The sequence below is a fragment of the Microbacterium sp. NPDC055502 genome (assembly GCF_053643635.1).
Window position 1 is genome coordinate 974373 of record NZ_JBSHKJ010000002.1, and the last position, 24586, is coordinate 998958.

The window sequence follows — 24586 nt, forward strand, 5'->3', positions numbered from 1 at the left end:
CCATCTTCAGCGAACCGAGGAAACCCGTGGCCACTACCCCCGTCTCCCCTTCGACGAACGACGACGCCCCGCAGACGCCCGCCGTCGGCAAGGGGCGCGCCACGCCGACCCGCGCCGAGCAGGAGGCCGCGCGACGTCGGCCGCTGGTGGCCAACACCAAGGAGGCGAAGGCGGCCGCCCGGGCCGAGCTGAACGAGCGGCGCGCACGCGCCCAGGCGGGGATGGCCGCCGGCGAGGAGAAGTACCTCCCGGTGCGCGACAAGGGCCCGCAGCGGCGCTGGGTGCGCGACTACGTCGACGCGGGCTGGCACCCGGCGGAGTTCGTCATGGGCGTCATGGTTCTGGTGATCCTGGCGTCACTCCTGCCGACGAACCTCATGATCTCGTTCTACGCGTACCTGTTCATGATGGCGTACCTCGTCATCGCGATCGGCGGAATGATCCTGCTCGGCCTTCGGGTCAAGCGCAAGGCGGCCGCGAAGTTCGGCGCCGACCGCGTCGAGAAGGGCCTCGGATGGTACGCCGGCATGCGCGCACTGCAGATGCGGTTCATGCGCCTGCCGAAGCCGCAGGTCAAGCGCGGGCAGTACCCCGACTGACCAGCCCGCGGTTGATCTCGCGACCCCAGAACGGGCCGCGGTAGAGGAACGCCGTATACCCCTGCACCAGGGTCGCTCCAGCGTCCAGACGCTCCTGCACGTCGGCGGCCGTCTCCACTCCGCCGACCGCGATCACGCAGAAGTCCTCGGGCACCGCGGAACGGACGACCCTCAACACCTCGAGAGAGCGCCGCTTGAGCGGAGCACCGGAGAGCCCGCCGGCACCCGCAGCCTCGACCGTCGCGGCATCGGTGACGAGCCCGTCCCTGCTGATCGTGGTGTTGTGGGCGATGATCCCCGCGAGTCCCTCCGACACGGCGAGCTGCGCGATCGCGGTGATCTCATCGTCGGCGAGGTCGGGCGCGATCTTGACCAGCAGCGGGGTCGAGCCCGAAGCGTCGCGGACGGCGCGCAGCAGTGGCGCCAGCGTCTCCACCGCCTGAAGCCCGCGAAGGCCCGGAGTGTTCGGAGAGGAGACGTTCACCGCGAGGTAGTCGGCGAGAGGCGCGAGCCGGGTGGCTGACGCGACGTAGTCGGCGGTCGCGTCCTCGACATCGACCACGCGGCTCTTGCCGATGTTGACCCCGATGACCGTGTCCGGCGCGCCCCGCCGGAGCCGGGCCAGACGACGGGCCGCGGCGTCCGCTCCCCTGTTGTTGAAGCCCATCCGGTTGATCACGGCACGGTCGGCGATCAAGCGGAAGAGCCGGGGCTTCGGATTCCCGTCCTGCGGGATCGCCGTGATCGTGCCCACCTCGACGTGTCCGAAGCCGAGCGCGGCGAGACCTCGTACGCCGACCGCGTTCTTGTCGAAGCCCGCGGCGATACCGAACGGCGACGGGAACGTGAGACCCAGCGCCTCCACACGCAGTGACGGATCCGGCCTGGTCATCGCGCGGGTCGCCCAGGACAGCGGCGGGACACCGACGGCACGGATGACGGCCATGCCGGCGTGGTGGGCGAACTCGGGATCGAAGCGCGACAGGACGGCGCGGAAGAGGAGGGGATACATCCCTGCCAGATTACCGGTCGCCCGCCTCCGCCTTCGCGTGGTCGGCGCGGAGATCGCCGATGGCCGCCTCGAAGTCCTCCAGAGAGTCGAACGCCTGATAGACGCTCGCGAATCGAAGGAACGCGACCTCATCGAGCTCACGCAGCGGACCCAGGATCGCCAGGCCGATCTCGTTGGTATCGAGCTGGGACACCCCGGTCTGACGCACCGCCTCTTCCACGCGCTGCGCGAGGATCGCCAGGTCGGCCTCCGTCACCGGACGCCCCTGACAGGCCTTTCGCACGCCGGAGATCACTTTCTCCCGGCTGAACGGCTCCATCACGCCTGAGCGCTTGATCACGTTGAGGCTGGCCGTCTCCGTCGTCGAGAACCGTCCTCCGCACTCCGGACACTGTCGGCGACGGCGGATCGAGAGTCCGTCGTCGCTGGTGCGGGAATCGATGACCCTGGAGTCGGGGTGACGGCAGAAGGGGCAGTGCATCTGACCGATCCTACGCGGTGAACCGCGCCTCGATCGCCTCGCCGTGCGCGGGCAGCGCTTCGCTGTTCGCCAGGGCGACGACCCCCTCGCGAACCGCGGCCAGGGCGGCGCGATCGTAGGAGACGACCTGCTGCGGACGGAGGAAGGTATAGGCGCCGAGGCCCGGTGCATAGCGCGCCTGACCGCCGGTCGGCAGCACGTGGTTGCTCCCCGCCATGTAGTCGCCGAGGCTCACCGGGGTGTGGTCGCCCACGAACACCGCGCCGGCACTGGTGAACGCCGCCGCTGCCTGCTCGGCGTCGGACAGGTGCAGTTCCAGGTGCTCCGGCGCGTACGCGTTGCTGAACGCCACCGCCATCGCGCGGTCGTCGACCAGGACGACCGCGGACTGCGGACCAGCCAATGCGGCAGCGACACGTGCGCTGTGGCGCGTCGCCGCGGTGAGCCGCTCGACCTCGGCGACGACCCGGTCCGCGAGTCCCTCCGCATCGGTGACAAGCACGGCCGACGCCTGCTCGTCGTGCTCGGCCTGGCTGACCAGGTCGGCGGCGACGAGACGCGGATCGGCGGTGGAATCCGCGACCACGAGGATCTCGGTCGCTCCAGCCTCGGAGTCCGTTCCGACGACGCCCGCCACGGCCCGCTTGGCCGAGGCGACGTAGTTGTTGCCGGGGCCCGACACCACATCGACGGGATCGAGGCCGAGACCGGGGACACCGTGCGCGAAGGCACCGATCGCTCCCGCACCTCCCATGGCGTACACCTCGGTCACTCCGAGCAGAGCCGCGGCCGCCAGGATCGTCGGGTGGACACGACCGTCCTGATCCGCCTGCGGCGGCGAGGCCAGGGCGATCTGCTGCACCCCGGCGACCTGCGCGGGGACGACATTCATGACGACGCTCGACGGGTAGACGGCCTTTCCGCCGGGGATGTAGACACCGACCCTGTGCACGGGCTGCCACCGCTGAGTGATCGTGGCACCCGCGCCGATGGTCGTGACCTGCGAGGCCGGGACCTGAGCGGCTGAGGCCAGGCGCACGCGCTGGATCGCCTCGTCGAGCGCCGCCCGCACTGCCGGATCGAGCGAGTCGAGGGCCTGCGTCATGTGCGTCTCAGGCACGCGAACCTCGTGTCCGACGACCCGGTCGAACCGCTCCGCCTGCTCTCGCAGCGCACCCTCACCGCGCTCCCGCACCTCCTCGACGAGGCGTGCCGCGGTGTCGAGCGCCTCCGCGCGCGCCTGCGTGGCGCGGGGGACGGCCGCGAGCATGTCCGCGGGCGAGAGCTCGCGCCCCCGCAGATCGATCGTGCGCATGTCAGCCCTTCGTGATGTCGGTGATGTCGTGGAGGTATCCGATGCGGCCGTCGTCATGGCGAACGACGTAGGCCCCTCCGCGATCCTCGATCACCAGCGCCCACGCGGTCGGCCCCACCCGGAAGATCGGCTCGCCGCGCTCGTCGTGCACATCGCGCTCGGTGGGCGCCAGGATCCAGAACGGTTGCGCCGCCTCCGTGTACTGGCGGGGGATCGTGGCCTCGACGTCGTCGTCCTGCTCGTCCGCGACGATCGGATGGACGGCCGTGGCATCGTCGGGGACATCGACCGCTCCTGTCTCCTCCCGAGCGGTCGTGCCGAGGAGGGACTCGATGCTCCCGGTGTCGGAGACGATCTCGGGCTGCTCGGCCCGGGAACGCCGGGAGTAGCTCGGCGTGTACTCCTCCTCGTCGGCCACGGGTATCGTCCCCGTGCCTCCGCCCGACGCGTGCGCAGTGAGCGGGATCCGGTCCGAGTAGTCGGCCGGGTACGAGTCGGTGTCGTCGTGACGCCGATCGCCATCGACCGCATCGGGTACCACGTCGGTGACAGCGTCGGTTGCGGTGTCCGGGCTGGTGGGGGGTCCGGTGTCGATGACCGCGTCCGTGTCGGACTCCTCCGGCGACCCCACCGCCGCCTCGTCCTGAGTCTCTCCGGACGTCGACTCCGGGCGCGGACGGGCGATCACCGGCCGGACGGGATTCGCGTTCCGGTGCGCGAGAGTCACCAGCCGACCCTGGAAGTCTTCACGCAGCCCCGGGATCAGCGGTGCGAAAACGGTCAGGACGACCAGCGCCACCGACGTGATGACCTGCACGAGCGCGTTCCACGGCAGACCCCACTGACCCGTGGCGATCGCGGCGGACACCGCCAGCCAGAGGTTGCCCGCCCACACGCACGCGGATACGGCGAAGGCAACGGAGGCGAACTGATCGATGCCCAACGAGCCCACGCGGCGGATGCCGTCGGGAGAGAACCGGCGCAGCACCAGCAGGAACACGGCCACCGTCGGGACGCCGATCGGCAGGATCCACTGGATGCCGATGCCCCACAGCGAGACGCCGCCGCTGAGGGGGAAGAAGGAGACGAGGAACGACACCAGCCAGACGCCGACGATCAACAGCTCACGCAGCGTGAAGCCGAGGATGCCGTACTCCGGGGTCACTTCGTCGTCATAGAGGACGCCGTCCTCGTCGCTGAACACCGCGTCGGCGGCATCCGGCTCGGGAAGTTCCGTGCTCATAGTGGTCCTTTCATCACCGGCGCACTCTGGCCGTGGCGGTGCTGTCGACGGCTCCCGATCCTACCCGTTCACCCCAGACAGGTCGGGCCGAGCAGTGACTTGAGGTCGCCGAAGAGGTCGGCCGACACCTTCACCGGCATCGGGACCTCGAACACCTTCGCCGTCCCGCCGCGGTGCACCCGAAGCAGCACCTCGGTCTCGCCGTTGTGCCGTCGCAGCACCTCGGCAAGCTCGTGCATCACGCGCTCGGTGGCGCGCTGCTCCGCGAGCACGAGCGACAGCGGGCCTGCGGCGTCGAACGAGCCCACATCGGGTGCGAAGGCCGACTGGGCATGCAGGTTGAGGCCGTCGTCGCGGCGCGACACCCTCCCCCGCACGGCCAGGATCGCGTCCTGCTGGAGGGTGTGCTGGAACTCCGTGTACGTCTTGCCCATGAACATCACGGTGACCTCGCCGTTGAAGTCCTCGACCGTGATCATGCCGTACGGGTTTCCGCTGGCCTTCGCCACCCGGTGCTGCACGCTCGTGACCAGGCCCGCGACCGTCACCTGGTCGCCGTCCTGCAGGTCCTCCGAGTTGTTGAGGTCATGGATCGAGATCGACGCGTGCTTCGCCAAAGGCACCTCGAGGCCCGCGAGCGGATGGTCGGACACGTACAGCCCGAGCATCTCCCGCTCGAACGCCAGCTTGTCCTTCTTGATCCACTCGGGTCGGGCGGGGACCTTGGCCGGCGCGACCTCCTCCAGCCCGTCGTACAGGCTGTCGAAGTCGAACCCGATCGCGCCCTGAGCCTCGTTGCGCTTCCGGTCGACCGCGGCCTCCACGGCGTCCTCGTGCACCTCCAGCAGCGCACGCCTCGTGTCGCCCATCGAGTCGAACGCGCCCGCCTTGATGAGCGACTCCACGGTGCGCTTGTTGGCGACATGCAGCGGGACCTTGTCGAGGAAGTGGTGGAACGACGTGAAGCGCTCATCCTTCCTGGCCTGCACGATCCCGTCGACGACGTTGGTGCCCACGTTGCGCACCGCTCCCAGACCGAAGCGGATGTCGTCGCCGACGGCGGCGAAGAAGTTGATCGACTCCGAGACGTCGGGCGGCAGCACCCGGATACCCATGCGGCGGCACTCGTTCAGGTACAGCGCCATCTTGTCCTTCGAGTCGCCGACGCTCGTCAGCAGCGCCGCCATGTACTCGGCCGGGTAGTGCGCCTTCAGGTACGCGGTCCAGTAGGACACGAGACCGTACGCGGCGGAGTGCGCTTTGTTGAACGCGTAGTCGGAGAAGGGCAGGAGGATGTCCCACAGCGCCTTGATCGCGCCCTCGCCGAAGCCGCGCTCTTTCATACCGCCGGCGAAGCCCTCGTACTGCTTGTCCAGCTCGGACTTCTTCTTCTTTCCCATCGCGCGACGGAGGATGTCGGCCTGACCGAGGCTGAACCCGGCGACCTTCTGCGCGATGGCCATCACCTGCTCCTGGTAGATGATGAGGCCGTACGACTCCTCCAGGATCTCGGCCAGGGGTTCTTCGAGCTCCGGGTGGATCGGCGTGATCTGCTGCTGGCCGTTCTTGCGCAGCGCGTAGTTCGTGTGCGAGTTCGCGCCCATCGGGCCCGGGCGGTATAGCGCGATGAGGGCCGAGATGTCACCGAAGTTGTCCGGCTTCATCAGGCGCATGAGCGACCGCAGCGGAGGGCTGTCGAGCTGGAACACGCCCAGCGTGTCGCCGCGCGCGAGGAGCTCGTACACCGCGGGGTCGTCGAGTCCGAGGTGCTCGAGGTCGAGCTCCTCGCCTCGGTTCATGCGGATGTTGTCGAGCGCGTCCGAGATGATCGTGAGGTTGCGCAACCCCAGGAAGTCCATCTTGATCAGGCCGAGCGTCTCGCACGACGGGTAGTCGAACTGCGTGACGATCTGCCCGTCCTGCTCGCGGCGCATGATGGGGATGATGTCGAGCAGCGGCTCCGACGACATGATCACACCGGCAGCGTGCACGCCCCACTGGCGCTTGAGGCCCTCGAGCCCGAGCGCGCGATCGAACACCGTCTTCGCCTCGGGGTCGGTCTCGATCAGCGCCCGGAACTCGCTCGCCTCCTTGTAGCGCGGGTGCGCGGAGTCGAACATGCCGTCGAGGGGCATGTCCTTGCCCATGACGGCGGGGGGCATGGCCTTGGTCAGACGCTCCCCCATGCTGAACGGGAACCCGAGCACGCGGCCGGCATCCTTGAGCGCCTGCTTGGACTTGATCGTGCCGTAGGTCACGATCTGCGCCACGCGCTCGGAGCCGTACTTCTCCGTCACGTACTCGATGACCTCGCCACGGCGGCGGTCGTCGAAGTCGACGTCGAAGTCGGGCATCGAGACGCGGTCCGGGTTGAGGAAGCGCTCGAAGATGAGACCGTGCTCCAGGGGGTCGAGGTCGGTGATCCGCATCGCGTACGCCACCATCGATCCGGCACCGGAGCCTCGGCCGGGACCGACGCGGATTCCGTTGTCCTTGGCCCAGTTGATGAAGTCGGCGACGACGAGGAAGTAGCCAGGGAACCCCATCTGCAGGATGATGCCGGTCTCGTACTCCGCCTGCTTGCGCACCCGGTCGGGGATACCGCTCGGGTAGCGGTAGTGGAGGCCCTTCTCGACCTCCTTGATGAGCCAGCTGTCTTCGGTCTCGCCGTCCGGCACGGGGAAGCGGGGCATGTAGTTGGCGGAGGTGTTGAACTCCACCTCGCAGCGCTCGGCGATCAGCAGCGTGTTGTCGCACGCCTCCGGGTGATCGCGGAACAGCTGCCGCATCTCGGCCGCGGTCTTGATGTAGTACCCGTCGCCGTCGAACTTGAAGCGGTTCGGGTCGTCGAGCGTTGACCCCGACTGCACGCACAACAGCGCCTCGTGCGCGTCGGCCTCGTGCTGGTGCGTGTAGTGCGAGTCGTTCGTGGCCACCAGCGGGATGCCCAGGTCTTTGGCCAGCCGCAGCAAGTCGGTCATCACCCGGCGCTCGATCGACAGGCCGTGGTCCATGATCTCGGCGAAGTAGTTCTCCTTGCCGAAGATGTCCTGGAACTCAGCCGCCGCCGCCCGCGCCGCGTCGTACTGCCCGAGACGAAGACGCGTCTGCACCTCGCCCGAGGGGCACCCGGTCGTCGCGATGAGGCCCTTGCCGTAGGTCTGCAGCAGCTCGCGGTCCATGCGGGGCTTGAAGTAGTAGCCCTCCATGCTCGACAGCGAGCTGAGCCGGAAGAGGTTGTGCATCCCCTCGGTGCTCTGACTCCACATCGTCATGTGGGTGTACGCGCCGGACCCCGAGACGTCGTCGCTCTTCTGATCGGGCGAGCCCCACTGCACGCGGGTCTTGTCGCTGCGGTGCGTGCCGGGGGTGACGTACGCCTCCAGCCCGACGATCGGCTTGATGCCCGCGGCCTGCGCCGCCCGGTAGAACTCGAACGCCGCGAACGTGTTGCCGTGGTCGGTCACGGCGATGGCCGGCATGCCGTAGTCGGCCGCCGCCTGCGTCATGGCATTGATCTTCGCCGCGCCGTCCAGCATCGAGTATTCGCTGTGCACATGCAGGTGGACGAAGGAATCGGATGCCATGTTCCGAGTCTACGGCGGGGCCCCGACACCGAGATCGGTGCCGGGGCCCGTGTCCGGGTCGCCGTGGCTGTCAGGGGATCGCGTCGACGATCGACACGTCGTAGGTGGTTCGTTCGTCCGGCACACCCGACGGCACGAGATCGTGCCCGGACTGCTTCACGTACCAGATCGCGGACTCGACGACCCATCCCGTGGTGCTGTCGATCGTGATCGTCTCGGTCCGCGCGTCGATATCGGTGAACTCGACGCGATACGTCACCTCCGAACCCGCCGTCGAGTCGACCGTGGCACGTCCCGTGAGCTGCAGAGCGGACAGATACGCCGACCGCACGTCCGGGGGCGCGATGTTCTGCTTCAGCTGGCTGAGGATCTCCATGAGCACCGAGTCATCGCGCGCACCGCCGGCCTCGGCGAAGAAACTCGACCAGTAGTCGAGCAGCCCCTGCGGATCCCGGGGCGCGGCGTCGTAGTAGCCGGGGCCACCGACCGGAGGCAGGTCACCGTACTGCCGCCCGCCGACCGACTGCAGCTCAGAAACTTCTGGCCGGTACGGCGCGAGGCTGTCCCACGTCCATCGCATCACCTCGGTATCGGTGCCGAACAGCTCGACGCGCTCCATCGAGGGCCCATAGCGGCTGACCCACGTGCCGGCGCGGTCGGCCGGCACGTAGTCCACTGCGTGCGAGCGCATCACGGCGGCCGAGATGGTCTGCGGGTCGCCGCTCCGCGGCCAGCGGAACACGCCCCCCACACCATCCCGGAAGTAGAGCGCGTCGCTGGTGTAGCGGATCTGCAGATACTGCCCCGCCTGCGGGGTCGTACCGGGGAACGGCTCGGTCGCACCCGTCCCCGACGTCGCCGACGGACGCGGCAGCGGGTCGCCGTGCGGGCGCGGATCGAGCGTCTGCACCGGCACGGCTTCCACGCGCGGCTCCGGTGCCGTCAGCTGGCTCAGCACCACGACCCCGGCCGTGGCGGCCGCGACCCCCGCGACCGCCCCGGCGACGAGGAACAGCGGCCGGTGCACCCTCCGTGACCGCTCGGCCGCCACCCCCGCGTCGATCCCCGTGAGAAGCCGCGCCCTGGCCGACGTCAGGTGCTCCTCGCTGAGGCCGGCCCCCCGGTTGACCTCACGCACGCGCTCGAAAACGTCCATCGACTTCTCCCTTCTTCTCCGTGACCATCGTGTTCCGACCGCGGGCGCGCGCCGGATCCAACCGTGTCCGCACCCGGTTCATGCGGGACCTCACCGTTCCCACGGGAACGCCGAGGGCGAGCGCGATCTCCTCGTAGCTCAGGTCGCCCCAGGCGTAGAGCAGAAGAGTCTCGCGGTCTTTCGCCGACAGCGCGGCGATCAGCGGGGCGAGCTGACGGGTCGAGAGCTCGGCGTCGAGCCGGGCGATCGTCCCGTCGAGATCGCCGTGAGCGATGTGCTCCTCACGCGCCGCCGACTGCGCCGCCGACCGCAGGTGCTTCGCCTCGCGCGCCCTGTGCTTCTTGATCAGCCGCGACGCGATGCCGTACAACCACGGGAGTGCAGAGTCCCAGGACGTGTCGAACGACGACCGCCGCGCGAAGGCGACGAGGAACGTCTCGCTGAGGACGTCCTCTCCGGCATCCATCCCGAGGCGGCGGGCGGCATAGCCACCCACCGCGCCGGCGTGTCTGTCGAACAGTTCGGCGAACGCCCGGGGGTGCCCGAGCGACCGCTGAATGATCTCGCTGTCTGTGCTCACACTATGTATTGCCTCAGAAGCACGATCCGGTTCGAAACTCGTCGCGGCGCCCCGTCGACGACCGATCCGCCGCGCGTTCCCCGGTCCTCACTCACCCGGTCGGTCACTCCACGACGGCCCGTCACCGCAGGTCGAGACGCATGAGCACCCGGGGGAACCCGTCGAGCACGGACCCGGTGTCGGCAGCCTTCGTGAAGCCGGCACCCTCGAACAGGGACCGGGTCCCCACGTACGCCATCGTGAGGTTCACCTTCTCCCCCGCGTTGTCGACCGGATATCCCTCGATCGCTGGAGCCCCGCGTTCCCTGGTGTACGCGACCGCGCCGTCGATCAGCGCGTGCGAGACACCCTGCTTGCGGAATCCCGGGCGCACGCGGAAACACCACAGCGACCAGACGTCCAGATCGTCGACGTGCGGGATGAGGCGATTGCGCGCGAAGCTGGTGTCACGCCGGGGATGCAGAGCCGCCCACCCCACGGGCTCATCGTCGAGATACGCGATGACGCCCGGCGGCGGGTCCTGGTGGCACAGCTCGCGCACGCGATCCGCACGAGCCTGCCCGCGCAGGGACACGTTCTCCTTGTTGCCGATCCGATAGCTGAGGCAGAAGCAGACGTTCGACGTCGGCTTCTTCGGACCCACCAGTGTCGCGACGTCGTCGAAGACGGTCGCGGGGCGCACCACGATGCTCATGCGGTCAGTGTGGCGCACACCACCGACACCGCGCGCGCGGCACCCCGGGGCAGCCGCTACTCCCCGCGCAGCACGTCCAGCGCGTGCCGGAAGTCGGCCGGATACGGCGACTCGAACTGCACCCACTCGCCGGTGGTCGGGTGCGCGAACGCGAGCTGGTGGGCGTGCAGCCACTGTCGCGTCAACCCGAGCCGTGCGGACAGCGTGGGGTCGGCGCCGTACAGCGGGTCCCCGACGCAGGGGTGACGATGCGCGGCCATGTGCACGCGGATCTGATGCGTGCGCCCGGTCTCCAGGTGGATCTCCAGCAGCGAGGCTCCGGGAAACGCCTCGAGCGTCTCGTAGTGCGTGACCGATGGCTTGCCGTCCGGCACGACCGCGAACTTCCACGAGTGATTCGGGTGGCGCCCGATGGGCGCGTCGATCGTGCCGACGAGCGGGTCGGGGTGTCCCTGGACGACCGCGTGATAGATCTTCTCGACCGTCCGCTCCTTGAACGCGCGCTTGAGCGCGGTGTACGCGCTCTCGCTCTTGGCGACGACCATGAGCCCGCTCGTGCCCACATCGAGCCGATGCACCACGCCCTGCCGTTCCGGAGCCCCGCTCGTGGCGATCCGGAAACCCGCGGCGGCCAGAGCCCCGACGACCGTGGGCCCTTCCCAGCCCAGCGAGGGATGGGCGGCGACCCCGGTGGGCTTGTCGACCACCACGATGTCGTCGTCGTCATACACGATGCCCAGCTCGGGCACCGCGATCGGCTCGATCCTCGGCGCCTCCTTGGGCTGCCACTCCACCTCGAGCCAGGCCCCGCCGTGCAGACGGTCCGACTTGTCGAGCGTCGCGCCGTCCTGCCGCACACCGCCGCTCGCCGCGACCTCCGCCGCGAACGTCCGCGAGAAGCCGAGCAGCTTCGCGAGGGCCGCGTCGACGCGCGTGCCGTCGAGCCCGTCCGGGACGGGGAGAGAGCGCGACTCCACGCTCAGCGCTCCTCGGGAGACGACGACCCTGCCTCGGCCGACGCGCGTCCGTCGACGACGCGGTCGCTCTCGCTCAGCGCAGCCTCGTGCTCGGCCGCGACGGCCTCCGCGTCCTCATCGGTCTCCACCGGCGCGTGGTCGCGCTCGCGGGTGCCGTCGAAGCGCAGGCCGAACACCACCAGCAGTGCCACCGAGATCATGCCGGTGACGATGAAGATGTCGGCGACGTTGAAGATCGCGGGCATCATCCACGGCATGGAGATCATGTCGACAACGTGGCCGACCGGGAACCCGGGCTCGCGGAACAGCCGGTCGCTGAGGTTGCCGAGCACACCGCCGAGCAGGCAGCCGAGGACGACGGCCCACAACCGGGACCTCAGGCCGAAGGCCTTCCAGACGATCACTCCCGCGACGACCGCGAGGGCGATCGTGAAGATCCACGTGACCTCGGACCCGAGCGAGAACGCCGCTCCGGGGTTGCGGATGTAATACAGCTGCAGGAACTCCCCGAGCACGGGGACGACCTCGTGCAGCGGAAGGTGCTCGATGGTGAGGTACTTCACAAACTGATCGGCGGCCAGCACGACCGCTGCGAGAATCGCAACGAGCGCGCCGGCCGCCGACCGACGAAGGGGACGACGTCCTGTCAACGCGACGCCTTACAGGCCGATCGCGGAGACGGGCGTGGAGTCCGTGGAAGCCGACTTCTCGTCGAGGTCGCGGAGCTGACCCTCGATGTAGCCGCGCAGCTGAGCACGATAGTCGCGCTCGAAGTTGCGGAGCTCGGTGATGCGGGCCTCGAGCGTGTTGCGCTCGCGCTCCAGACGCGCCGACTCCTCGCGCTGCTTGGCCTCGGCCTCGGTGCGGATGCGAGCGACCTCGGTCTCCGCCTCCGCGATGAGCGCGTTGCGCTTGGCCTCACCCTCGGCGACGTGCTCGTCGTGCAGACGCTGGGCGAGCTCGATGATCCCGGCGGTCGCCGTGGCAGAACCGGTCGGAGCGGGCTCGGCGGGCGTGGCCTCGGCGGCGGGCGCGGCCACCGGCTTCGGGGCGGGGGTCTCGGCGGCGGCGGGCGCGGCACCGGACTCGTACGCGGCCAGCTTGGCCTTCAGCTCGGCATTCTCCTCGAGGGCCTTGCGCCACTCGATGACGATCTCGTCGAGGAAGTCGTCGACCTCGTCCGGGTCGAAGCCGTCCTTGAAGCGGACGTGCTGGAACTGCTTGGTGACGACGTCATCCGGGGTAAGTGCCATGGGTGGCTCCTCTTTCGATGAGTTCGATTGCCAGTACCGATGTATGGCGTGTTCGTGATGTGGCGCGAACCCGGGGCGCGCACCTGGGTGCCAGCATAGCCCCCGAGCCTTGGCCTCGCGACGCCGCGACACCCAGGCTCGGCGAACTCACCGGCGCCCTGAGGCGCGACACGCCACGGCGTCAGCGGATGAAGAGCCGGACGATGTTCATCAGGATCAGCACCACCAGCAGGGTGAGCGCGAACCCGAAATCGAGCGATAGCTGCCCGATGCGCAGCGGCGGGATGATCCGCCGGAAGAACCGGATCGGCGGATCGGTGACCGTGTAGACGGCCTCCGCGGCGACGAGGCCGAATCCCTTCGGACGCCACTCCCGGTTGAACAGGGGGATGTAGTCCAGGATGAGCCGCGCGAAGAGCACGAAGATGTACAGCAGCAGCACCAGGTGGACGATGCTGGCGAGGACCGAGACCAGCTGCACGGGTTAGGAGTGGTCGAAGCCCGCGGACTCGGCGTCCGCGTGCGCGATTCCCCCGTGCCCGGACACCGCGATGTTCTCCGGCGAGAGCAGGAACACCTTGGAGGTGACGCGCTCGATGCGACCGTACAGGCCGAGGGAGAGACCGCTCGCGAAGTCGATGAGGCGCCGCGCGTCGGCGTCGCTCATCTGGGAGAGGTTGATGATGACCGGGACGCCCTCGCGGAAGTTCTCCGCGATGAGCTGCGCGTCGCGGTACTGCTTCGGGTGGACGGTGAGGATCTCGTTCACGGCTCCTGCTGCGGGCTGACGGACGGCGACGGGACGACGGAGGGGCGTGACGGGGGCCGGGGTCGGCTCCTCACGCTCGCGCTCGCGCTCACGGTGGGCGCGGGCGGGTGCCTGCGTCTCCTCCTCGTAGACCTCTTCCTCGTCGGCGAGGCCGAGATACACCATGGTCTTCTTCAGCGGGTTACCCATCGTGTCCTCCGGTTCGAACGTCTCGGGCTGGTCTTGTCACAGGTTAACCCCGGTCGGGGCGCGGTCCCGTGATTGCGGAACCGATGCGCAGGTGTGTCGCGCCGGCGGCGATGGCTTCGACGAAGTCGCCGGTCATACCGGCCGAGATCCACGTGGCCGTCGGCTCGATCGTGCGGATGCCGTCGGCGATGCCCCGGAGCCGCGCGAACGCGGAGGCGGGCTCCTCGTCCAGCGGCGCGACGGCCATGACGCCGCGCAGCCGCAGCGACGGCAGCGACAGCACGTGCTCGGCCAGAGCGGTCGCCGCGTCGGGTGCGACACCGCCGCGACCCGGGTCGTCGGTCAAATTGATCTGCACGAGCACGTCGAGCACATCGTCGCCGTCGGCCGCTCGATGCAACGCGTCGGCGAAGCGGTCGCGGTCGACGGAGTGCACCACGTCGGCGCTGCGCCGGATGGCCCCCGCCTTGTTGGTCTGCCCCTGGCCGATGAAGTGCCACTGCAGGTCGAGGTCGGCGAGCTCCGTGGCCTTCGCGGTCAGCTCCTGCTGGCGGTTCTCCCCCACCGCCGAGACGCCGAGGGCGTGCAGATCGCGCACGAGAGCCGCCGGGTGGAACTTCGTCACGACGATCCGGGTGATCTCCTCCGGTGAGCGACCGGCCGCGCGCGCGGCGTCGGCGATCCGTTCGTCGATCGCCGACAGCCGCGCCGCGAGCTCCGATGGCGCCGGAGCACCCATCGGAGCCGTCACTTCAGGAATTCGGGGATGTCGATGTCGTCGTCGGCGAATGCCGGCTCGATGCTGGTGGCCGGCGTGCGCTGCGGTGCCGGGGCCGACTCGGTGGCGGGCGTCTCCGCGGGCTTCTCGGCCTCGTCCGAGAGGGCGACCTCCGGCAGCGATGCGGTGGACGGCCGGGAGACGACCATCGGGTCCAGGCGCAGCGACGGCTCCCCGCCGTCGAAGCCCGCGGCGATGACCGTGACGCGCACCTCGTCGCCGAGCGTGTCGTCGATGACGGTACCGAAGATGATGTTCGCCTCCGGGTGCGCGGCCTCCTTCACCAGGTCCGCGGCGTCGTGGATCTCGAAGATGCCCAGGTTCGAGCCACCCTGGATCGAGAGGAGCACGCCGTGCGCACCCTCGATCGAGGCTTCCAGCAGCGGAGACTCGACCGCGAGCTCGGCGGCCTTGATGGCCCGGTCGGCGCCGCGCGCCGACCCGATGCCCATGAGCGCGGATCCCGCACCCTGCATGACCGACTTGACATCGGCGAAGTCGAGGTTGATCAGACCGGGGGTGGTGATGAGGTCCGTGATGCCCTGGACACCGGCGAGGAGCACCTGGTCGGCGGTCGCGAAGGCCTCGATCATCGAGATGCCGCGGTCGCTGATCTCCAGGAGGCGGTCGTTGGGCACCACGATGAGGGTGTCGACCTCTTCCTTGAGCTTGGCGACGCCGGCCTCCGCCTGGCTCTGGCGGCGGCGACCCTCGAACGAGAACGGCTTGGTGACGACACCGATCGTCAGGGCGCCGATCGACTTGGCGATGCGGGCGACGACAGGCGCGCCACCGGTTCCGGTGCCACCGCCCTCACCGGCGGTGACGAACACCATGTCGGCGCCGGTCAGCGCCTGCTCGATCTCCTCCGCGTGGTCTTCCGCAGCACGGCGACCGACCTCCGGGTCGGCACCCGCCCCGAGGCCGCGCGTGAGCTCGCGGCCGACGTCGAGCTTGACGTCGGCGTCGCTCATGAGCAGCGCCTGCGCATCGGTGTTCACGGCGATGAACTCGACTCCGCGGAGCCCGAGCTCGATCATGCGGTTGACGGCGTTGACGCCGCCACCGCCGACGCCGACGACCTTGATCACGGCGAGGTAGTTCTGGTTCTGGCTCATGGCCGGCCTCCGATTAGTCGAGCCTTGGATGGGAACCTTAAACCTCAACTAGAGGTGTAAAGTATTTCCCGGTATTGCGTTCTCTCAGATCGAAGGTAAGCGCCGCCCGGCCGCGCGCGCGCAGCGACACGGGCGTGTCGCCCCATTCCCGCCGAAAGCCGTCAGCCGACGACCGCGACGTCCGGCGAGGTCACATCGATCGACGACGCCTCGGGGTTCGCGGTGAGCGCCGCCGACAGCGCGAGCGCCTTCAGACCCGACTCCTCCGAACTCCCCCACACGACCGTGAGGCCGGTGCTGAGGGTGAGCGTCACATCGTCCGCGGTCGACGCCCTCACCTCCGTCAGCGCCGTGCGGATCCCCTCCGGCAGTGCACGCACCACCAGGCCGGCGCTGCGGAACGCGGCCGAATCCACCCCGCCCTCGGTCTCCACGAGCGGCTGACCCGCGGGCTGCTCCGCCGTCGTCGACAGCGCCACACCCGCCGCATCCACCAGCGTGTAGCCCGCCGACGACGAGATCACCCCGATGGGCGTCCGCTCGACGATGCGCACGGTCAGGTCGTGCGGAGGGCGCGCCTCCAGGGAGTACGTCTCGATCAGCGGGAACGCCAGGAGAGCGGCCTTCACCTCACTCGTGTCCACGAGCGCGAGGGGGGTGCCGACCTGGTCGCTCAGCGCCGCCTCGATCACGGCAGGATCGATCGTCGTCGCCCCCGCGACCGTGATCCGCTCGACCGCGAACAGCGGGCTGTACGCCGCCGCGACGCTCCCGCCCACCAGCAGCACGAGGGCACCCAGGCTGCTGAGCCAGACGATCCGGCGCCGACGTGACCGCTGCGTGAAGCGGCGGATCTCCGCGCGCAGCGCCTTGCGACGAGCGCGAGCCGCCCGCCACACCTCCCGCGTCGACGTGGGACGCTCCGCGTCGTCATCCTGCACGGCCTCGCCCGCAGGCTCATCGACGAGCGGGATCGGCGGCTCCGGATCACGGCGACGCGCACGCGCAGTCCGTTCCGGCGCCGCGGGCGCCTGCTCCGGGGCATCCGGAGCGCTCGGAAGCGGTGCGGGCCGGCGCATGCGCTACGCCCCGTCGGTCCGACGCAGCGACTCCAGCACCTGCGGGATGATCTGGTACACGTTGCCGCAGCCGAGCGTGACGACCACGTCGCCCGCGCGCGCGACCGAGGCCGTGTAGTCGGCGGCCTGCTGCCAGTCCGCCACGAAGTGCACGCGCGAGGGGTCGTGGAACGCACCGCTCACGAGTTCACCGGTGACACCGGGAACCGGATCCTCCCTGGCGCCGTAGACGTCGAGCATCACGGTGTGGTCGGCCAGCTGCTCGAGCACATCGGCGAACTCCTGATACATGTGCTGCGTGCGGGAGTAGGTGTGCGGCTGCTGGATCGCGATCAGTCGGCCGTCGCCGGCGAGAGTGCGCATCGCCTCCAGCGCCGCCCTGACCTCGGTCGGGTGATGCGAGTAGTCGTCGTACACCGTGACGCCGCGCTCTTCCCCGTGGCGTTCGAGCCGACGCACGGTCCCCGCGAAGCCCTCCATCGCGTGCACCGCGTCGGCGAACGGAAAGCCGAGCGCGACGAGCACCGCGACCGCACCGGCCGCATTGATCGCGTTGTGGGCCCCAGGGACGGCGAGCTGCATGCGCACCTGCTCCCCCGCGTACACCAGAGTCGCCGCGACCGGTCCGTCCGTGACGATGTCGGTCAGGCGCACATCCGCGTCCTCCGCCTCACCGAACGTGAGCACGTGGGGGTGGGACAGCCCCGCCCCGACCCGCAGCGCACCGGGGTCGTCGCTGGAGATCACGACGGCTTCCGAGGCCGCGTCGGCGAACCGCACGAACGCGTCGTGGAACGCCTCGTCCGACCCGTAGTGGTCCAGGTGATCGGGGTCGACGTTCGTGATGAGCGCGACCGCGGTGTCGTACAGCAGGAACGTGCCGTCCGACTCGTCGGCCTCGATCACGAACAGGTCACCGCTTCCCGTGGCGCTGGACACTCCGAGCTGCTCGATCACGCCGCCGTTGACGAAGTGCGGTTCCGCCCCGAGCTCGCGCAGCGCGGTCACGATCATCCCGGTCGAGGTGGTCTTGCCGTGGGCCCCCGCGACCGACACCAGACGTCGCGATCCGATCAGCCAGTGCAGCGCCTGCGAGCGGTGGATGACGTGGAGACCGCGCTCCTTCGCCGTGACGAACTCCGGGTTCTCCGGCCAGATCGCACCGGTGTGCACCACGGTGTCGGCGTCGCCCAGGTGCGCGGCGTCGTGACCGACGTGCACGGTCGCGCCCGCGGCGGCCAGGGCACGCAGGTTGTCGCTGTCGGCGCGGTCGCTTCCGGACACCCGGATGCCGGCGTCGAGGAACATCTTGGCGAGCCCGCTCATGCCGGAGCCGCCGATGCCGATGAAGTGCGCGGAGGTGATCGTCTCGGGAAGGGGGAGGGAGAGGTCGGGTCTGATCATGTCCGCTTCAGTCTACTTTTCGTTCCGGTCGGGACGCCGGAGTCACGCCGCACCGAGGGCACGGTCGATCAGCTGGATCACGTTCTCCGTACCGTTCCTGGTACCGACGTTCTCCGCGGCCGCCGCCATGCGCGCGATGCGCTCGGGATCGCCGAGCAGGGGCACGACGAGCCGCCGCACCGCGTCGCCGTCGAAGGTGGCGTCGTCGAGCAGCTCGGCTGCTCCCGCTGCCACCGCCGAGCCGGCGTTGAGCCGCTGCTCGCCGTTGCCCACCGAGTACGGGACGTAGAGCGCGGGAATGCCCAGAGCACTGACCTCGCTCACGGTGGCCGAACCCGACCGCGACACGATCAGATCGGCCAGCGCGAACGCGAGGTCCATGCGGTCCACGTAGCGGCGCATCGTATAGCCAGGCACGCGGGGATCCTCGAGGTCGCTGCGCTCCCCCGTCACGTGCAGCAGCTGCCACCCGGCGTCGAGGATGTCGCGCCAGGAATCGGCGATCGCGTCGTTCAGCCGCTGGGCTCCGAGGGAACCGCCGAACACGAGCAGGACGGGTCGTGCGGGGTCGAGGCCGAAGTGCTCCGCCGCCTCGGCACGCGTCGCGGCACGGTCGAGCGCGATCACCTCACGTCGCAGCGGCATGCCGACGACCTCGCCACGGCGAAGCGGTGTGCCCTCGAACGCGACGCCCACCCCTGCTGCAGCCCGGGCGCCGAGCACATTCGCCAGACCCGGCTTGGCGTTCGCCTCGTGCACCACGAACGGCACCCGTTCGCGGCGCGCCGCCACGTACGCGGGAGCCGAGGCGTACCCGCCGAAGCCGACCACCACGTCGATGCGGTGACGGCGGATGTGCTGACGCACCTGAGCGATCGCACGACGGAAGCGACCGGGAAACGCCGCTGCCTGCGCGTTCGGACGCCGCGGGAACGGCACCTTGTCGACGATCAGCAGCTCGTACCCGCGCTCCGGCACCAGCCGCGACTCCAGGCCTTCGGCCGTCCCGAGCACCAGGACCGTGGCCTCGGGGTCACGCTCGCGCAACGCATCGGCGACCGCGAGCAGCGGGTTGACATGGCCGGCGGTGCCACCGCCGGCGAGAAGATACGAGGTCACCGAGCGACCCTACCCCGCGCACCTGACTGCTTCTCCGAGACGGGGATCGTCCGGGCGAAGGCGAGCAGCACACCGCAGGCCACGAGCACCGCGAACAGCGCCGTCCCGCCCTGCGACATGAACGGCAGCGGCACGCCCATCACGGGGAAGACACCGATCACCACACCGATGTTCAGCACCGCCTGGCCCACGATCCACACCGTGATGCCGCCCGCGGCGACCCGGATGAAGGGGTCCGGCGTCTTGCGGATGATGTGGAACGCGCCGACCGTGAAGAACGTGAACAGCGCCAGCACCACGATGCAGCCGATCAGGCCGAGCTCCTCGCCGACGATCGCGAAGATGAAGTCGTTGCCCGCGGCGGGCAGCCAGCCGTACTTCTCCTGCGAGTTGCCCAGGCCGAGCCCGAAGATGCCGCCAGAGGCCATGCCCCAGATGCCGTGGATCGACTGATAGCAGTCGGTGTAGTAGAGCGCCATGTCGTCGCACGTCGCGGTGATGCGCCGCATCCGATCCTCGCTGGACAGTGCGTACGCGAGCACCGCGACCACGCCGAGGATCATCGGGATGATGAAGAGCCGGAGTTTGACGCCCGAGAAGAACAGACAGCCGAGCAGGATCAGGACCATCACCATCGCGGTGCCCAGGTCCTTGCCCGCCAGCACGGTCCCGATCGCGAGAGCGCCCACCGGCACGACCGGGATGAACACGTGGTGCCAGGTGCCCAGCATGGTCTGCTTGCGCAGCAGCACCGCGGCGATCCACAGGGCCAGCGCGAGCTTGAGGAACTCGGACGGCTGCATCTGGAACCCGGCGATCTGGATCCAGTTCCGGTTGCCGCCGTCCGCGATGCCCAGAGGCGTGAACACCAGCAGCTGCAGGGCGACCGCCCCGAACAGCGCGGGCCAGGCCATGCGCTTCAGGAAGGCGATCGGCAGACGGCTGATGAGGAACATCAGCGGGATGCCCAGCAGGGCGAAGACGCCCTGGCGCAGCACGCCGTCCATCGGGTTCTGGTCGTTCGCGACGGCGGTCGCGCTGGTGGCCGACAGCACCATCACCAGGCCGAAGATCGTGAGGAGCAGCGCAGTCGACGCGATCAGGAGGAACTCGGTCGACACCGGCGTGAACCGGCGCCCCAGAGACACCCGGGCCGCGAGGCCGCCCGACTCAGAGCGCGGAGGGCGAGCCACCTGCGTCATCGGCGCTCCCCCGCTCGATCCACTCACGTACCGCCTCGGCGAAGCGGCGGCCACGTTCCGCATAGCCGGAGAACTGGTCGAAGGACGCCGCGGCCGGGGCCAACAGCACGGTGCCCCCGTCTTCGACGATCCCCGCGGCGATCTCCACCACGCGGTTCATGACCTGTCCAGTGTCGCCAGCGTCGACCTCGAACACCGGCACCGCCGGCGCGTGTCGCCCGAATGCCGCCACGACATCGCCGCGCTCCACACCGATCACGACCGCCGCGCGGGCGGACGCCCCGGCATCGGCCACGAGCTCGGAGATGTCCACACCCTTCAGATCACCGCCAACGACCCACACCGCTCCGGGGTACGCCCGCAGCGAGGAGGCTGCCGCGTGCGGGTTCGTCGCCTTGGAGTCGTCGACCCAGGTGATGCCGGCGTGGCGCGCGACCACCTGGATGCGGTGAGCGTCGAGGTGGAAGCCCTGCAGGGCCGAGTGGATCGCCTCCGGCTCGACGCCGAGCGACCGGGCGAGTGCGCTGGCGGCGAGGATGTTCTGCACGATGTGCGGCGCCGAGAGTCCAGCGGACTCGAGCTCGGCGACGGTGGTGAGCTCGAGGGCGCTGCGGGCGCGGTCGTCGAGGAACGCCCGGTCGACGAGCAGCCCCTCCACCACGCCGAGGTCGCTCGGGCCGGGGATGCCCAGGTCGAAGCCGATCGCGCGGGCGCCATCGACGACCTCGGCCTCCTCGACCATGCGGCGCGTGGCCACGTCGGCCTTGTTGTAGACGCAGGCCACGCGCGTGTTGCGATACACCAGGGCCTTCGCGTCGCGGTAGGCCTCCGCGCTGCCGTGCCACACGAGGTGATCGTCGGCGAGGTTCAGACATACGGCGGAGTACGGGAACAGCTCCCCCTCCGGCTGCGACAGTCCGAGGTACCAGAGCTGATGACTCGACAGCTCCACCACGAGCACGTCGAAGCCGGCCGGGTCGCGCACCGCGTCGAGCACGGGCACCCCGATGTTGCCGCATGGGGCCGCACGCAGGCCGCCCTCGACCAGCAGCGTCGCGGTGAGCTGCGTGGTCGTGGTCTTGCCGTTGGTGCCGGTGATGAGCACCCAGTCGGCCGGGGTCCCGTCGACGCGGAGCACCTTGTCCCGCACCCGCCACGCGAGCTCGACGTCCCCCCAGAGCGCGATGCCGGCGTCCTGCGCCCAGCGGATCACGGGGTGCGACGGCGAGAAGCCCGGCGACGCGATCACCACCTCCGGCTCGAACGCGCGCAGGGCCTCCGGCACCTCGGCGAGCGACCCCAGCTCGAGGGTCGCGCCGATCACGGGCAGCAGGCGCGCGTACTCCTCGTCCGCCGACTCGCTGAGCACGAGCACGTCGGCGCCCAGCTCCGCCAGGGTGTCCGCGACCGAGAAGCCGGTCATCGACAGTCCGAGCACGGCGACACGCAGCCCCGACCAGTCCGCGTTCCAGCTGGTCAGTCCGGCCAGACGCTCAGCCGACACGGGTCAGCCACTCCACGTAGAACAGTCCGATCGCCGAGACCGCGAGCAGGCCGGCGATGATCCACATGCGCACGACGATCGTGACCTCCGACCAGCCGCGCATCTCGAGGTGGTGGTGGAACGGGCTCATGAGGAACAGCCGCTTGCCGCGCGTGACCTTGAAGTACGCCCGCTGCAGGATGACCGAGCCGGACGAGAGGACGAAGACGCCCGCGATCACGAGGAGCAGCAGCTCGGTGCGCGTCAGGATCGCCATCGCGGTCACGACGCCGCCGATCGCCATCGAGCCCACGTCGCCCATGAACACCTTCGCCTTCGGGGCGTTCCACCACAGGAAGCCGATGAGGCTCGCGGCGAACGAGGCCGAGATGATCGCCAGGTTGAAGGGGTCGCGCACCTCGTAGCATCCGCCGAGCGCGCCGGGGTCGCCGCCGATGCAGGGCTGCTTGAACTGCCAGAAGGCGATCACGCTGTAGGCGCCGACGACGAGCACGCCGGCACCGGCCGCGAGCCCGTCGAGGCCGTCGGTGAGGTTGACGCTGTTGGACGTGGCCACGCCGATGATCGCGATCCACGCCAGGTACAGGATCCAGCCGAGGACCACACCGAAGGCGAAGAGGTTGAGCCAGGTGATGTCGCGGAACAGCGAGATCGAGGCGCTCGCGGGTGTCTGACCCCAGCGGTTCGGGAAGTTCAACGCCACGATGCCGAACGGGATGACGACCAGGAGCTGGCCGATCACCTTCCGCCACCCGGAGAGGCCGAGGCTGCGCTGGCTGCGCACCTTCATGTAGTCGTCGATGAAGCCCACCGCGCCGAAGCCCACCATGAGCCAGATCACCAGGATCGCCGACAGCGCGGGTGTCTCCCCGCTCACCAGGACGCCCGTGAAGTAGCCGACGATGGAGCCGAGGATGAAGATCACGCCGCCCATGGTCGGGGTGCCGCGCTTGGCCTCGTGGCTGGGGTTGTGCACGGACTCGGGGGTGCGGATGACCTGCCCCCAGCCCCACTTCCGGAAGAGCCGGAGGAAGACGGGGGTCAGGAACAGGGTGAAGGCGAGCGAGATCGCCGCCGCCATGATGAGTGACCTCACGAGAACAATTCTCCCAGACGATCGCCGAGATGCCGCAGGCCCACGGAGTTGGATGACTTCACCAGCACGCGGTCGCCGTCGCGCAGTTCGGTGCGCAGGTACTCGAACGCCGCATCCTGGTCGGGCAGATGCACGGCCTCGCTGTCCCAGGAGCCTTCGCCGACCGCGGCCAGGTAGAGGCGGCGCGCCTCAGGGCCCACCACCACGATGCGGCGGATGTTGAGACGCACCGCGAGCAGGCCGATGCGGTCGTGCTCCTCGCCCGCGCTGTCGCCCAGCTCGCTCATGGCCCCCAGGACGGCGACCGTGCGCTCGTCCGGGCCGGTGATCTGCGCGAGCGTGCGCAGAGCGGCGGCCATCGAGTCGGGGCTCGCGTTGTAGGCGTCGTTGATGATGCGCACGCGATCGTTGCCCATCGGCTGCATGCGCCATCGCTCGGCGATCTCGACGGTCTCCAGGCGGGCGATCGCATCGGCCGGAGCCACGCCGAGCTGCACGGCCGCGGTGAGGGCGGCCAGCGCGTTGGTCACGTGGTGAGCGCCGAGCACGCGGAGCCGCAGCGAGCGGCGCTCCCCCGCGACCTCGATCGTGCAGGTCGTCCCGGAGGCGGACACGACGATGTCGTGGGCGCGAACCTCGGCCGCGTCGGACTGACCGAAGCCGACGACGCGAAGGCCGCGGTGCTCGGCGAGCTCGCGCATCGCCCACACCCGGGGGTCGTCCGCGTTGAGCACGGCGGTGCCCGGAACCCGCGCCGCCGACACGAGCTCGGACTTCGCCTTGGCCGTGGCCTCGATGCCGCCGAAGCCGCCCGCGTGCGCGAGCCCCACCATGAGCACGACGACGAGGTCGGGTTCGACGAGTCCGGCGAGGCGGGCGATGCTCCCCGGGCCGGCCGCCCCGAACTCGCTCACGAGGTACCGGGTGTCGTGGGTCACGCGGAGCATCGTGACGGGGGCACCGACCTCGTTGTTGAAGGAGTTGATCGGGGCGACGGTCTCCCCCTCGTCGGCGAGGATGCGTGCGAGGAAGTTCTTGGTCGTGGTCTTGCCGTTGGACCCGGTGATGCCGACGATACGCAGCCCACCGCCCGCGCGCACGCGGCCCACGACCTCGCGCGCCAGCTCGCCGAGTGCGACCACGGCGTCGGAGACGACGATCTGGCTGACGGGCACGTCGACCGGATGCTCCACGATCGCGAGCACGGCACCGGCCTCGACCGCCGCACCAACGAAACGGTGTCCATCGGTCTCCGCGCCGGGCTTCGCCACGAAGATCGATCCCGGCCGCATGGTGCGCGAGTCGGTGTCGACCAGGCCGTCGACGACGGTCTCGGGGGTGTGCTCTCCGGCCACACGCAGATCACCGCCGACAGCGGCGGTGATCTCAGCGAGCGTCAGGGCGATCATGTCATCTCCATGCGCGGCTCTC

General features: G+C 69.6%; 23 protein-coding genes. 1 reads left to right on the top strand and 22 read right to left on the bottom strand.

Annotated features, from left to right (window positions below):
* Positions 1–26: 26 nt before the first annotated feature.
* Positions 27–599: a DUF3043 domain-containing protein gene (locus ACWH95_RS15755; protein ID WP_136031354.1), complete on the top strand. Its 573-nt coding sequence runs from the start codon at positions 27–29 to the stop codon at positions 597–599.
* Here the strand turns inward: ACWH95_RS15755 and ACWH95_RS15760 are convergent.
* From ACWH95_RS15760 to ACWH95_RS15865, 22 genes are all read right to left on the bottom strand, one after another.
* Positions 574–1611: a quinone-dependent dihydroorotate dehydrogenase gene (locus ACWH95_RS15760; RefSeq protein WP_247981854.1), complete on the bottom strand. Its 1038-nt coding sequence runs from the start codon at positions 1609–1611 to the stop codon at positions 574–576. The genes ACWH95_RS15755 and ACWH95_RS15760 overlap by 26 nt on opposite strands.
* 10 nt (positions 1612–1621) lie before the next feature.
* The gene (gene nrdR / locus ACWH95_RS15765) at positions 1622–2092 is read right to left on the bottom strand and encodes a transcriptional regulator NrdR (protein ID WP_136037296.1); all 471 of its coding nucleotides are present in this window, start codon (positions 2090–2092) and stop codon (positions 1622–1624) included.
* 10 nt (positions 2093–2102) lie between these two features.
* Positions 2103–3407 carry a histidinol dehydrogenase gene (gene hisD, locus ACWH95_RS15770; protein WP_136037295.1) on the bottom strand — a complete coding sequence of 435 codons (1305 nt, stop codon included), beginning with the start codon at positions 3405–3407 and terminating at the stop codon, positions 2103–2105.
* Between the two features lies 1 nt (position 3408).
* Complete coding sequence (locus ACWH95_RS15775; protein WP_454120949.1) at positions 3409–4650, bottom strand: hypothetical protein; 1242 nt, start codon at positions 4648–4650, stop codon at positions 3409–3411.
* A 68-nt stretch (positions 4651–4718) separates the two neighbouring features.
* Entirely contained in the window at positions 4719–8237 is a 3519-nt protein-coding gene (gene dnaE, locus ACWH95_RS15780) for a DNA polymerase III subunit alpha (RefSeq protein ID WP_136031345.1), read from the bottom strand.
* Positions 8238–8307: 70 nt separating this feature from the next.
* Positions 8308–9393 (bottom strand): hypothetical protein, encoded by a 1086-nt coding sequence (locus ACWH95_RS15785; RefSeq protein ID WP_454120950.1) that lies wholly within the window; start codon positions 9391–9393, stop codon positions 8308–8310.
* On the bottom strand, positions 9368–9973 hold the full coding sequence (locus tag ACWH95_RS15790; protein ID WP_136031341.1) for an RNA polymerase sigma factor: 606 nt from the start codon (positions 9971–9973) through the stop codon (positions 9368–9370). Before ACWH95_RS15790 ends, ACWH95_RS15785 begins: the two co-directional genes overlap by 26 nt.
* A gap of 121 nt (positions 9974–10094) precedes the next feature.
* Positions 10095–10667, bottom strand: a complete 573-nt coding sequence (locus tag ACWH95_RS15795) for a GNAT family N-acetyltransferase (RefSeq protein WP_241115776.1) — start codon at positions 10665–10667, stop codon at positions 10095–10097.
* A 56-nt stretch (positions 10668–10723) separates the two neighbouring features.
* Positions 10724–11644: an RluA family pseudouridine synthase gene (locus tag ACWH95_RS15800; RefSeq protein WP_247638915.1), complete on the bottom strand. Its 921-nt coding sequence runs from the start codon at positions 11642–11644 to the stop codon at positions 10724–10726.
* 2 nt (positions 11645–11646) lie between these two features.
* Positions 11647–12207: a signal peptidase II gene (gene lspA / locus ACWH95_RS15805; protein WP_247638914.1), complete on the bottom strand. Its 561-nt coding sequence runs from the start codon at positions 12205–12207 to the stop codon at positions 11647–11649.
* A gap of 96 nt (positions 12208–12303) precedes the next feature.
* Positions 12304–12897, bottom strand: coding sequence for a DivIVA domain-containing protein (locus ACWH95_RS15810; protein ID WP_136031335.1), 594 nt, complete (start codon positions 12895–12897; stop codon positions 12304–12306).
* Between the two features lie 181 nt (positions 12898–13078).
* A complete protein-coding gene (locus tag ACWH95_RS15815; protein WP_136031333.1) occupies positions 13079–13378 on the bottom strand; it encodes a YggT family protein in 300 nt (99 codons plus the stop codon).
* A 3-nt stretch (positions 13379–13381) separates the two neighbouring features.
* Positions 13382–13855, bottom strand: a complete 474-nt coding sequence (locus ACWH95_RS15820) for a cell division protein SepF (RefSeq protein WP_136031331.1) — start codon at positions 13853–13855, stop codon at positions 13382–13384.
* A 43-nt stretch (positions 13856–13898) separates the two neighbouring features.
* The gene (locus ACWH95_RS15825; protein ID WP_454121007.1) at positions 13899–14594 is read right to left on the bottom strand and encodes a YggS family pyridoxal phosphate-dependent enzyme; all 696 of its coding nucleotides are present in this window, start codon (positions 14592–14594) and stop codon (positions 13899–13901) included.
* A gap of 8 nt (positions 14595–14602) precedes the next feature.
* Positions 14603–15751: a cell division protein FtsZ gene (ftsZ, locus tag ACWH95_RS15830; RefSeq protein ID WP_136031329.1), complete on the bottom strand. Its 1149-nt coding sequence runs from the start codon at positions 15749–15751 to the stop codon at positions 14603–14605.
* Between the two features lie 161 nt (positions 15752–15912).
* A complete protein-coding gene (locus tag ACWH95_RS15835; protein WP_136031326.1) occupies positions 15913–16830 on the bottom strand; it encodes an FtsQ-type POTRA domain-containing protein in 918 nt (305 codons plus the stop codon).
* Positions 16831–16833: 3 nt separating this feature from the next.
* The gene (gene murC, locus ACWH95_RS15840; RefSeq protein WP_206253294.1) at positions 16834–18234 is read right to left on the bottom strand and encodes a UDP-N-acetylmuramate--L-alanine ligase; all 1401 of its coding nucleotides are present in this window, start codon (positions 18232–18234) and stop codon (positions 16834–16836) included.
* 42 nt (positions 18235–18276) lie between these two features.
* Complete coding sequence (locus tag ACWH95_RS15845) at positions 18277–19353, bottom strand: UDP-N-acetylglucosamine--N-acetylmuramyl-(pentapeptide) pyrophosphoryl-undecaprenol N-acetylglucosamine transferase (RefSeq protein WP_136037290.1); 1077 nt, start codon at positions 19351–19353, stop codon at positions 18277–18279.
* Entirely contained in the window at positions 19350–20555 is a 1206-nt protein-coding gene (gene ftsW, locus ACWH95_RS15850; protein WP_136031320.1) for a putative lipid II flippase FtsW, read from the bottom strand. The genes ACWH95_RS15845 and ftsW overlap by 4 nt, the downstream gene beginning before the upstream one ends.
* On the bottom strand, positions 20524–22059 hold the full coding sequence (murD, locus tag ACWH95_RS15855) for a UDP-N-acetylmuramoyl-L-alanine--D-glutamate ligase (RefSeq protein ID WP_454120951.1): 1536 nt from the start codon (positions 22057–22059) through the stop codon (positions 20524–20526). The genes ftsW and murD overlap by 32 nt, the downstream gene beginning before the upstream one ends.
* Entirely contained in the window at positions 22049–23155 is a 1107-nt protein-coding gene (mraY, locus tag ACWH95_RS15860; RefSeq protein WP_136031316.1) for a phospho-N-acetylmuramoyl-pentapeptide-transferase, read from the bottom strand. Before mraY ends, murD begins: the two co-directional genes overlap by 11 nt.
* Positions 23152–24564, bottom strand: a complete 1413-nt coding sequence (locus ACWH95_RS15865; protein WP_454120952.1) for a UDP-N-acetylmuramoyl-tripeptide--D-alanyl-D-alanine ligase — start codon at positions 24562–24564, stop codon at positions 23152–23154. Before ACWH95_RS15865 ends, mraY begins: the two co-directional genes overlap by 4 nt.
* Positions 24565–24586 lie beyond the last annotated feature (22 nt).